We start from the raw sequence: 11,373 nt of genomic DNA, 5'->3' as shown, positions 1-11,373 counted from the left end.
AAACCCGCAGCCGCCGGGCGCACGATCAGAAGCATCCTAAGCAACTGACGTACTGCTCGCAGTGCGGCCAGGCCGTTCCCACGCACACCATTTGCCCCAAGTGCGGGCATTACATGGGGCGCACTGTGGTGGAGGCAGAAGAGTAGGAGGGTGGCTCGTCTGAGTGTTTGGGGATCTGTTGGCTCGCTCCATAAGATGACCCAACACACAGACTACTAGACGACCAGACCCCCCAGGTGCCTGCCCATGTCCACCGCATTTCTTTTTCCCGGTCAAGGCGCACAAACCGTGGGGATGGGGCGCGAATTGGCAGCTAGTGCGCCGGAAGCGAAAATGGTGTTCGAGAAGGCCAACGAGATTCTCGGCTACGACTTGGCGAAAATCTGCTTCGAAGGACCGGCCGAAAAGCTTAATTCTACGGTCTACAGCCAACCGGCGTTGTTTGTCACTTCGGTGGCTGCGCTGGCGGTCATGAATGAGCGCGAGTCCGATGTGGTTGAGAATTGTCGCTACACGGCCGGCCTGAGCTTGGGCGAATATACCGCCCTGTTTTTCTCCGGTGTGCTGGATTTCGGAGACGCTCTGCGGGTGGTGGCGGAGCGCGGCCTGGCCATGCAGGCGGCTTCCGACGCTTGTCCCAGTGGCATGGTCACCATTTTGGGATTGAACCGTGAACAAATCGAACAGTTGTGCCGGGAGTGTGCGCAAGGCGAAGTGTTACAGGTGGCGAATTTGTTGGGTCCAGGCACCATTGCGGTTTCGGGCGCGAAAGCGGCCTGCGAGCGCATTGCGGCAGCAGCCATGACGGCAGGGGCGATGAAAACGGTGCCGCTGGCGGTGGCCGGGGCATTTCACACGCCGCTGATGCAGCCGGCCGAGGAACGGTTGAGCGCTGCGTTAAAAAACGTGCACCTCAAGCAGCCAAGCATTCCAGTCATTTCCAACGTGGACGCCAGGCCGCATGATGATCCGGAGGAAATTCGCCGCTTGCTCGTGCAGCAAGTAGTCAGCCCTGTGCTGTGGGAGGATTCGGTTCGCTGGATGGTGGGGCAGGGGGTGGTGAAAATTTACGAAGTTGGGCCCGGCAAAGTGTTGCGCGGCCTGGTAAAGCGGATTGAGCGAAAGGTGGAATGCGTGGGAGCGATGGACGGATAAATGGAATGACCAAATCCCAATGACCAATGAGCAATGAGCTTACGGAAAGCTGTCCGCAAGTTTGGTCGTTGGTGCTTGGTCATTCGACATTCATTGGCATTTGCAAATTGAGACTCAATGGGAGTGAACATGCCGCACGAAGTTAGCACGAAAAAATTCGCAGTCGATTTGAGCGGGCAAGTGGCCCTAGTGACTGGCGCTTCGCGCGGGATTGGCAAAGCGATTGCTTTGGCACTAGGACGGTGCGGAGCCAAAGTGGCGTGCATCGCGCGCGATACCGCCAAGCTGGCGGAAACCGTGACGGCCATTCAATCGGCCGGCGGGCAGGCCGAAGCGTTTGCTTGCGACGTGATGAACGGGAAAGCCGTGGCGGAATTGGTGGAATCGCTCGCCGAAAAATGGAATCGGCTCGATATTGTGGTGAATAATGCCGGAATTACCCGCGATACTTTGCTGCCACGAATGAGCGACGAGCAATGGGACGACGTGCTGAACACCAATTTGCGCGGCACATTTTTATTCACCCGAGCGGCAACACGGCCGATGATGTCGCAGCGGTATGGGCGAATCATCAACATTGCCAGCGTTTCGGGGTTGATTGGCAATCCAGGGCAGGCGAATTATTCGGCGTCGAAAGCGGCGATCATCGGCTTCACGCGCACCGTTTCCAAAGAACTGGCCAGCCGCAAAGTGACCGTGAACGCCATTGCGCCGGGCTTTATCGAAAGTGAAATGAGCGCGGCGTTGGGCGAAGTGCTGCAAGAGCAAGTGAAAACGCGCATTCCCGCCAAGCGCTTGGGCACGCCCGACGAAGTGGCCGACGTGGTGTTGTTTTTAGCCTCGCCCACCAGCAGCTATATCACCGGGCAGTGCATTACCATTGACGGCGGAATGATTATGTGAATGTTGTCTGAGTGCCTGGTAATCTGGTGGTCTGAGTGTCTGGTTTCTACGTGTTTGGTTTGAAGTTGCGCGTCCGCTTAAGTCTGTCATCAGACACCAGACACTAGGCACCAGGAGCAGACACCCAATTTTCATTTCTTCCCCAAGCCGTCCAAATACTTTTGGTACTGCTGCTGCTGTTTGTCCCACTTTTCGCAAATGCTTATAAAGCGAACGGCGCCCTCGTCTTGGTGTTTCATCAGTTCTTCTTGTCGCTTCATCAGCTCTTCCTGCCGAGCGAGCAGGCCTTCGTAGCGCTTCGTGCGGGCGATTTGGTCTTCGAAAATTCTCTGATAAGCGTCATCGGCGGGGGATTTTGTCGGCGTGGGAATTTGGGCCGTGGCCGAAAGAATCAGAAAGCTCAAGCCGCTGAGGAGCAGCGCCGCCACAAAAATTGCCAGAATTCGGTTCTTTTTTATGTTCATGATTGCTGCCTGGAAGAGAAGAGTGATGTGTGATGGTTCTATTTTAATTGCCGCCGAGGGGCAACATTTTCAAAAAAGGTGGTCGGCCGGCTGGTTATCTTAGGCTAGACAACGGGCCAATAAGCCGGTATACCTTGACCTTCCCCTAGTAAACTCTCTATTTTCAAGCGTTTTACCCAACTTCCACTGTTTTCCAAGCCCGGGAAATTGCGGGGCTTACAATCCCGGCTGGGGGCGGTAAGTTGGGGTTGTCGAACTATTGATTGCCCGTGGCAGGAGGATGTTTAAGGTGGCAACTGTTTCCGAACGAGTCATCGATATTGTGGCCACGCAATTAGGCGTGAGCAAGGATCAAATTACGGCCGAAACCAACTTCGTCAACGACCTGGGCGCCGATTCGCTGGATCAGGTGGAGTTGGTGATGGAACTGGAGGAAGAGTTCGACGTCAACATTCCCGACGATGCCGCGGAAAAAATCCAAACGGTTGGCCAGGCCATCGAGTACATCGAAAAGACGCAGAAGTAAGTAAGAGCGTCCTCTTATGAATCGCCGTGTCGCGGTCACTGGCCTGGGAATTGTCAGTTCACTGGGCCACCAGGTGGAAACAGTGTGGCAGCGCGTGCTGCGCGGCGACAGCGGCATTCGTCCGCTTACCCTGTTCGACACCGAGCGGTTCAAAGTGAAGTTCGGCGGCGAAATTTCCGATTGGGCGCCCAGCGAAAAGTACATGTCGCCCAAAGATCACAAGCGGCTCGACCGCTTCACGCAATTTGCGCTGGTGGCGGGGACGGACGCGGTCACGCAAAGCGGCATTGATTTCACGAAGGAAGATGCGTTCCGGTGCGGCGTGATTATCGGCTCCGGCATCGGCGGCCTGCACGAAATTGAAGAGCAATTAGGGCGGTTGTTAAGCAAAGGGCCTGATCGGGTTTCGGCGTTTCTGGTTCCCAAAATGATGGTCAACGCCGCCAGCGGTTATTTATCCATTGTATATGGCCTGCGCGGACCCAACACGGCCGTGGCCACCGCTTGCGCCAGCGCCGCCAACGCCATGGGAGATGCTTTCCGCACCATTCAGCATGGCGATGCCGACGTAATGATTACCGGCGGCGCCGAAGCGGCCATTACGCCCATCAGCATTGCCGGATTCCAAAACATGCGGGCACTTTCGGAACGAAACGATGCGCCGCAACAAGCGAGCCGGCCCTTCGATAAAGATCGCGATGGCTTCGTGCTTAGCGAGGGGGCCGGAATTTTAGTGTTCGAAGAAGTGGAGCATGCTCGCCGCCGGGGTGCGACCATCCTGGCCGAAGTGCTAGGTTATGGCGCCAGCGCCGATGGTGGGCATATTACCCAGCCCGACGAGCATGGAACCGGCGCCGCCAAAGCGATGGAAATGGCGTTGGCCGATGCCCAGTTGAATCCTGCCGATGTGGGTTACATTAACGCCCATGGCACCAGCACCGCGCTGGGCGATTTGGCGGAAACACGAGCCATTAAACAAATTTTCGGCGAGCACGCGAAAAAAACGAGCATTTCCAGCACGAAAAGCCAAGTGGGGCATTTGCTAGGCGCCAGCGGCGGCGTGGAATTAATCTTCAGCATTTTAGCCCTGCGCGACGGAAAAATTCCGCCGACCATCAATTTGGATCATCCTGATCCGGAATGCGATTTGGATTACACCCCCAAGCACGCCCGGGATCGCAAATTTACCGCTGCTATTAGCAATAGCTTTGGCTTCGGCGGCCACAACGCCTGCCTGGCAGTGGGGCAATATCGCAACGGGAAAGCGTAGCCGGCTCCCAGGTGCCCGCGATGCTGTCATCGCCCTAAGGGCGATTTACTGCCCTGGGGTGTTCGCCCTTGCCCCGCTCTCCCGGTAACGCTATTCTCCCCGCCTCTCTGCGCCAGCGGTGTAAGCCGATGGTGTGCTTCCCGGCTGCCGCGCAGGCTGAACGAATTGGATCTTTGCGGTGCAAGGAGGGTGAAACATGATTCGCCGTTGGAAATTGTGGACCCTGGTGATTGCGCTCACCAGCGGAGGAATGGGGTTGGTGTTTGCACAAGCGCCGGCCACTCCGCCGCCGCTGGTCGATGGCGCGAACGGTGGAACGGTAAGTAATTGGCGCGCGCCCGGAATTAGCGCGGCAGCTTCTACCGGCATGGCGGGCTCTGCGAATTTACAGCCGATGTCGAGCGCACCGCGGGCAGCCATTGCCAAAGTTACAGGTGGCACCGGCACGCTTCCCAATGATGCCGGCCAGGTGTGGCGCGAATACGATATTACCCCTTACACTTTGCGCGTAACGAGCACGAACCGCCCGGAGCAAGCCATTGTCGATTGGATTTTGCGCGAAACCGGCTACGACGCGTGGCACAGCGAGCCGGTGGGAATTTTGTGCGCCAATGGCCGCACGCTGAAGGTTTATCACACGCCGCAAATGCAGGAGCAGGTTTCCGAAATTGTCGATCGCTTCGTCAACAGTCAAAACCAGGTCGAAGCGCAAGCATTTGGCATTCGGCTCATTACCCTGGGCAGTCCCGATTGGCGGGCCAAAATGCAGCAGGTGTTGCGGCCCGTGCCGGTGCAAAGCCAAGGTGTGCAGGCCTGGCTGTTGTCGAAAGAAGATGCCGCCATGATGTTCGCCGAATTGCAAAAGCGAACTGACTTCCGCGAGCACAGCTCGCCGCACGTGCTGGTGCAAAACGGGCAGGCCACGGTGGTGGCCGCATCGCGTCCGCAAAATTACATCAAAGACGTGATTATGAAGCCCGAAATTTGGCCCGGCTTTCAGCCGGAAATGGGGCAAATTGAAGAGGGCTTCTCGTTGGAATTCAAACCGCTGTTGTCGCTCGACGGCAAAATGATCGATGCGGTGGTGAAGTGCAACATCGACCAGGTGGAAAAGATGACCTCGGTCACGCTGGATGTGCCCACCCAGGCCGCACCCCGCCAACGGACAAAAATTCAAGTGCCGCAAATGAATACGATTCGCTTTGCGGAAAAATTCCATTGGCCGACCGACATGGTGTTGATAATCGGCTTTGGCATCGTTCCGGTGCCCACCCCCCAAGAGCCAACCGGCGTGAAAATTCCACTGGTTACGCCCGACAGCCATGCCGATTTGTTGGTCGTGGTCGAGAACCGCGGCGTCGAGGGGAAGCCTCCCAGCATTACTCGTAATTTGCCGCCGGCATCTGCAACGGTGCCGCGGTAACAGAGTTATGGAGAAATGAAACGGGATGAACTTGTGATCGCGGAGGTTGTCCTGTGCAGCGGGCCCTTAGCGCCATCAACCGACGCCCGATTGCCCCGGTAAACTGGGCACGATATATTGGTTGAGTTGATTTTGGCGGAGTTTGCTGCCAATTCCATTTTGGAAATCTGAGTTTAGCTTCGGCGGCTGGTTTCAATCGCCAGTCGGATGCTGTTTTTATGCCTGCATCTGCACGACGCATCGTCATTACCGGTTTGGGTTTAATCAGCCCCGTCGGAAGCTCTAAGCAGGCTTTGTGGGAGGCCCTGAGCTCGGGGCGCAGCGGCGTGGGCGCGCTGGAAGCCGTGCCGTCGAAGTATTTGCCCACGCACGTGGCGGCCGAAGTCCGGGAATTCACGGGGGACATCGAAAACTTTGGTCCGCTGGAAAAGGAGCAGAAAAAAGCGATCCGCAAAGGGCTGAAAGTTATGTGCCGCGAATGCCAAATGGGAGTGGCTGCGGCTCAATTGGCCGTGGCCGATGCCGGCCTGGCCGTGGGCAACGGAAAGTATGACCCCGACCGCACCGGATGTCTGTTCGGCGCCGATTACATGCTTACGCTGCCCGAAGAATTTAGCGCGGGCATTAACAAATGCCGCAGTGCCGACGGCCTGTTCGATTACACCCGCTGGGCGACCGAGGGCATGCCGCAGCTTTCGCCGCTCTGGTTGCTGAAGTATTTGCCGAACATGCCCGCCAGCCACGTGGCCATTTACAACGACTTTCGGGGACCGAACAATTCGATTACCCATCGCGAGGCCGCCGCTAATTTAGCCATCGGGGAAGCATATCGGACCATCCTCCGCGGCAGCGCAGATATTATGGTTGTGGGGGCCACCGGTACCCGCGTGCATCCGATGAAAACGATTCACGCGGTGCAAACCGAAGAGCTGGCCGGGAATGGCGTGGAGCCGGCCAAGGCGAGCCGACCGTTCGACAAAAACCGCACCGGCATGGTGATTGGCGAAGGGGCCGGGGCGATTGTCATCGAAGAGCTGGCCACGGCCAAAGCGCGAGGGGCCACTATTCTGGCCGAAATTGTGGGGCACGGGTCGTCTCACGTCGCCGACAGAAATTGCGTGGCGCACCGCGACTCCGCGCTGGCGAATGTCATGCGCAACTGTTTGCGCGCTTCGGGCCTATCGCCCAGTGAAGTGGGCCACATTCATGCCCACGGCTTGAGTACTCGCAGTTGCGATATAGACGAAGCGAAAGCCATTCGCGAAGTGTTTGGCGCGGCGGCCGATAGAGTTCCCGTGACGGCGGCCAAAAGCTATTTCGGCAACTTGGGGGCCGGCAGCGGCATGATCGAACTCATCGCCAGTGTGTTGGCGCTGGCCCACGGGCAATTATTCCCCGTTTTGAACTACGAAACGCCCGATCCGGAGTGCCCCATTGCCGTGGCGGCGCCCCAAAATGGCCGCGCCGATCCGGGCCGCTCTTTCTTGAATTTGAGCGTGACGCCGCAGGGGCAAGCCAGCGCCATATTGGTGCAAGCGATGGAGTAGGCACGCATGTGGAATTTGCCCCGACACAGCGCCCAGCGTCGGGGGTCAAGCCGGCTGCGCAGCATTGCCCTGGGAATGGTATTGGGCTCCGTCGTTGCGATTGTCGGAGTTGTGGCTGCGCTAACCATCATCCGGCGCGAAAAGTTGCCGCCCATTACCCTGGACGATGTCAACGCGGCGGCCGAGCGCTGGGCCAAAAACGGTCCGGCCGACTACGATTTGGACCTGGAGCAAACCGGCGTCAATCCCGGCCAGGTTCACGTGGAAGCGCGTCACAACGAGGTGACGGCCATGACCCTGAACGGCCATCCCACTCGTCAGCATTTATGGGACGATTGGTCAGTGCCTGGCATGTTGGGCATCATCCGCCGCGACGTGGAAGTCTGCATGCCTGAGCTGAGCAAGAAGGCGCAACAGCCTGCCGCCGTGGATGCGCAAAATTCAGAAATGTCGGCCCCAGAAGTTTTCCCCCGCGGCTTGTTCGAGCCACACTATGGGTACCCGATGGAATACCATCGCATCACTTCTACCGGCGCTGACGCCAACTGGCGGATGCTAAAGTTTGAAGCGAAGTGAATCGGCGCCAAGCGTAAAAATTATTGCCCCAGCGCCGGCTGAACCTGAATCTCCAGCAGGCGCGGCCCGCGCAACAGCGACAGCGTAATGGGTTTATCGACCGGCAGGCGCGACAACAGTTGGTGCAAATCGTCCACGCTGCTGACCAAACGGTCGTTGACCGACACAATGAAATCCCCCGGTTCAATGCCGGCGCGCTGGGCCGGCCCGGACGGTTCCAACGCCGCCACTTCCACGGCACGGTCGGAAAGCAAATCGAGCTGGCGCACCAGCCGGCGCTCGATGGCCGCCACCGTGGCCGAAATTCCTAAAAACGGACGGCGCACTTTCCCGTGGGTGATTAGTTCGCCGATCACCCAGCGCGCGGTATTGGCAGGCACGGCAAAGCCCAGGCCTTGCGCCATGAACACCACCGCCGTGTTCACGCCGACTACGCGCCCGCGGCTGTCGACCAGCGGGCCGCCGCTGTTGCCTGGGTTCAGCGGGGCGGTATGTTGAATGACGCTTTCGATGAGCCGGCCATGCTGCGAGCGCATGCTGCGCCCCAGCGCGCTGATTACGCCAGTGGAAACGGTTGATTCGAACCCCAACGGGTTACCGATGGCAATCGCCAACTGTCCCACGCGCAGCGCGTCGGAATCGCCCAGCGAGCACAACGGCAAATCGCGAGCCGCCAAACGGACCAGCGCCAAATCGGTGGCGGGATCGTCGCCAATGACTTCGCAATCGAGCCGATCGCCTTCGTGCGTGGTGGCCGTCAACTTGCTGCGGCCGCCAATCACGTGGCTGTTCGTCAGCGCATATCCGTCGGGGGTGACGACAAAGCCGGAACCTTGGCCTCCTTGGCGCTGATCGCGCGGCGGCATGACGCCAATGGTCGCGCGGCCCACGGTTTCGACCACCCGAACCACGGCTTGCGAATAGGCATCGAGCAGATTGGCGTCGTCGACCACGCTGGTGCTCGTGGCAGCGGTTGGCGATGCGCCGGTTGAGCCGCTAGCGGACTGCGGCGTGCCGTGGGGCGGAGGCAGATCGCGGGAAGAGGCGTTGAAGCCAGCATGATCGTCGGCATCGGCTTGAATGAGGCGCAGCAGTTGTTCGGCATTGGGGGCGCGGGCACGCATGGAAACACCCTTCGTAATATTTCGCGGGTCGAAATCGGACTACGAAGGAATGCTATGCAAGGCGTCAAGCAGCGGCCAGCTTAGGCGGGAATGTGATGCAATGGCTGCCTGGACACGCCATTTCACCAAGCAGACCGGGCTGCTGCGCAGGCTGAGCTTCGATGCGGAGCTTGAATTACGGCCCAACTTTGCTCGTTCCGGGACGGTCGAACGGAGCGTCACTGGGGAAGGTGGGCGCGTTCAGTGTTGGGGCTGCTGCCGGCGGCGCTATTGCCGGTTGAGCAGCCGGCGGCGCCTTCGCGGACTCGTTGAGGGCCGAGACCACGTCTCGCAGTGCAAGTCTCAAAGTCGAAACGCGCGCTGCCAGCGCTGGAATCGAATCGGTGCAGCCGTCGGAGGCATCGGCAATTTCCTTGGCCGTGGGCGTTTTCGCGGCAGGCTTCGTTTCAGCAGTCGGCTGCTTCGCCGCGTCGAGTTTATTGGTCGCTTTGCTGCCGCTGTCGGTCGCAAAGGAATATCCTGGCTTCGCTCCAGGCTGCGCTGCGGCCGCGCTGTCGTCCGAATGGGGCGGCTTGGGCCGCTGGACCGCTTTTTGCAATTTTGACATGGTGAGGTTGCTGCTGCCGACATCTGGCAGCAACGATGGCTCTTCGGAAACACGGGACGAGGTGGCAGCAGCTTTGTCACTCGGTGCAGCGCTGGCCGCAAGCGGCAACGGCGCGAGCGACGGCTGGTTGAACATTCGTTCGTGATAAACCAGCAGCGCGTGCAAGGCATGCCCTAAAGGGCCAATGCTCCACGCTTTGTCGGGGTTGGCTTCTAAAGTGTTCGACAGAAAATCGAGGGCTCTGATGACACGCGGATCGCGCAAGTGATCGCTGGGCAGCGACCACACGATGAACTCCAGCATGTGGCCGGTGGTTTGCAATTTGCGGTCGAGATCGCCGGGGCGATCTGCCGGAGCGTTAAACCATTCGGTGCTGAAGCTGCCGTCAGGGTTTTGCAAGCTCCCCAGGGTGTAGCGCTGGAAGTCGGCAATGTATCTGGCCGCGCGGGACCATTCGCCGTCGATGGGCTGACCTTGCTTGGCGCGTTCCTTCACGGCGTTGGCAATGCCGAGCAATCGGTGTGAGCCGCCACACGTAGCGCCGTGAATGGGAGCATCGATTTCCGCTTTTAGCAGCTTCGGAATATCCCATTGCTCGCCATTGCGGCTAGACCATTGAGCATCGCTGGGAAGATAGTGCGCCAGCGAGATCAACTTGAACGTCAGCTCCGTGCCGCTTTGGCAAGTGTCTTTTTCTTCTTGAATGAGATCAGCGACGGTGAAATCTTTGCCGCCAATGTGCATGGGGCTTTCCGGGCGTACACGCCACTGAGCTAGCATTGCCAAATATTGGCCATCGTGGCCTTCTAAACCAACGCCATACAAAGCGTGGGGATGGTCCTCTTCCAGTACGAGGAGCGGCTGGCCTTGGCAGCGACCACCCCAGCACAGCCAGCCCATTGCGTTGACCGTCACGCCGCCGGGGCCGTCGCGATAGATTTCTGTGCGCGGGCCAAAGGCAATTAGGCCGTGCATGACTTCCCAGCACGTATTGTCACGCGCATTCAAGTGCTTGGGTTCGTACGTCGCCAAGGTGCGGCGAATTTTCGCTCCCAAATACTGCAACTCCGGCGTGAGAGGTTTTCCATCGTGCCCGAGAGTGGTGTCGCCTGTGGCCGTCGAATTCGGAACGACGGCAGGGGAAGCGCCAGCATCGTCCTGTGCTGTGAGCTCAACGGAGTAATCGATCGAGGAGGATTGCCCTGCGGGCTCAGCCGATCGAACTGGAGCTGCCGGTAGTAGCGCCAACCCAAGCGTTAGACTCAACGTATACCGAATTCCCTGTCGCGCGAACAAAAACATGGTGGCAGAATCTCCGGAACAGGTAAATTTTGGCGGAGGCGCGAGCAGGAATGGTTTGGAAGTGATGTGCGCCGAGGCTTTTGCCGTGACTTTATCCGGGACCGCCTGCCCCGAATGTGCTGCCGCTAACAATAAGGCCGTCTAAGATAATCGGACCAATCAAGAAAAGTTTTGATGGCGACAGCATACCGCCTGCAGACATCGCATGAATGTTAGATACGGTGCGATCGAACGACTTCGCCTAGTCGAATCGAGCGGATAAAGCCAAATCGCGCAACCGTTAACTTTTAACAGCGGATGATCACGCCCGCCGCGCTTGATGCGGAACTGCACGTTAGTGCCGTCGTCGGTTAATTGTAGCGGCATCCACAGTGTTGGAGGTAGTTGCGGCATTCGCTTTCGGTGAATAGATCGAGTACTTTGCCGCAGAGTTGCCAAAGTTTGTCGGTGGTTCGCTGGGCACCATCGCGGAGCAG

The 11,373-nt window shown here is 58.5% G+C and carries 11 protein-coding genes; 8 read left to right on the top strand and 3 right to left on the bottom strand.

Annotated elements, in window-relative coordinates:
- The 3 genes from rpmF to fabG all read left to right on the top strand — a co-directional run.
- Nucleotides 1-146 (top strand): 50S ribosomal protein L32 (rpmF, locus tag VFE46_00055; protein HZZ26365.1); only part of this gene is annotated, 146 nt, incomplete at its 5' end.
- A gap of 100 nt (nt 147-246) precedes the next feature.
- A complete protein-coding gene (gene fabD / locus VFE46_00050; protein HZZ26364.1) occupies nt 247-1,155 on the top strand; it encodes an ACP S-malonyltransferase in 909 nt (302 codons plus the stop codon).
- A 129-nt stretch (nt 1,156-1,284) separates the two neighbouring features.
- Entirely contained in the window at nt 1,285-2,058 is a 774-nt protein-coding gene (gene fabG / locus VFE46_00045; GenBank protein HZZ26363.1) for a 3-oxoacyl-[acyl-carrier-protein] reductase, read from the top strand.
- A gap of 131 nt (nt 2,059-2,189) precedes the next feature.
- Here the strand turns inward: fabG and VFE46_00040 are convergent, their stop codons facing one another.
- Entirely contained in the window at nt 2,190-2,522 is a 333-nt protein-coding gene (locus VFE46_00040; GenBank protein ID HZZ26362.1) for a hypothetical protein, read from the bottom strand.
- 289 nt (nt 2,523-2,811) lie between these two features.
- On the opposite strand from VFE46_00040, the gene VFE46_00035 reads away from it, so the two are divergent.
- The 5 genes from VFE46_00035 (at nt 2,812) to VFE46_00015 (ending at nt 7,864) form a co-directional block, all read left to right on the top strand.
- Nucleotides 2,812-3,048, top strand: coding sequence for an acyl carrier protein (locus tag VFE46_00035; protein HZZ26361.1), 237 nt, complete (start codon nt 2,812-2,814; stop codon nt 3,046-3,048).
- 16 nt (nt 3,049-3,064) lie between these two features.
- On the top strand, nt 3,065-4,318 hold the full coding sequence (fabF, locus tag VFE46_00030) for a beta-ketoacyl-ACP synthase II (GenBank protein HZZ26360.1): 1,254 nt from the start codon (nt 3,065-3,067) through the stop codon (nt 4,316-4,318).
- A gap of 196 nt (nt 4,319-4,514) precedes the next feature.
- Nucleotides 4,515-5,741 carry a hypothetical protein gene (locus tag VFE46_00025; GenBank protein HZZ26359.1) on the top strand — a complete coding sequence of 409 codons (1,227 nt, stop codon included), beginning with the start codon at nt 4,515-4,517 and terminating at the stop codon, nt 5,739-5,741.
- 218 nt (nt 5,742-5,959) lie between these two features.
- Nucleotides 5,960-7,288 (top strand): beta-ketoacyl-[acyl-carrier-protein] synthase family protein, encoded by a 1,329-nt coding sequence (locus VFE46_00020; GenBank protein ID HZZ26358.1) that lies wholly within the window; start codon nt 5,960-5,962, stop codon nt 7,286-7,288.
- Between the two features lie 6 nt (nt 7,289-7,294).
- Nucleotides 7,295-7,864, top strand: coding sequence for a hypothetical protein (locus VFE46_00015; protein ID HZZ26357.1), 570 nt, complete (start codon nt 7,295-7,297; stop codon nt 7,862-7,864).
- A gap of 20 nt (nt 7,865-7,884) precedes the next feature.
- On the opposite strand, the gene VFE46_00010 is transcribed toward VFE46_00015, so the two are convergent.
- Nucleotides 7,885-8,988, bottom strand: coding sequence for a trypsin-like peptidase domain-containing protein (locus VFE46_00010; protein HZZ26356.1), 1,104 nt, complete (start codon nt 8,986-8,988; stop codon nt 7,885-7,887).
- Nucleotides 8,989-9,163: 175 nt separating this feature from the next.
- Nucleotides 9,164-10,897: a hypothetical protein gene (locus tag VFE46_00005; protein HZZ26355.1), complete on the bottom strand. Its 1,734-nt coding sequence runs from the start codon at nt 10,895-10,897 to the stop codon at nt 9,164-9,166.
- Nucleotides 10,898-11,373: the final 476 nt, after the last annotated feature.

The sequence above is a fragment of the Pirellulales bacterium genome, from assembly GCA_035656635.1.
Taxonomy (GTDB): domain Bacteria; phylum Planctomycetota; class Planctomycetia; order Pirellulales; family JADZDJ01; genus DATJYL01.
The sequence above is the reverse complement of the archived record's forward strand: the minus strand, read 5'-3'. Positions and strand labels throughout refer to the sequence as shown.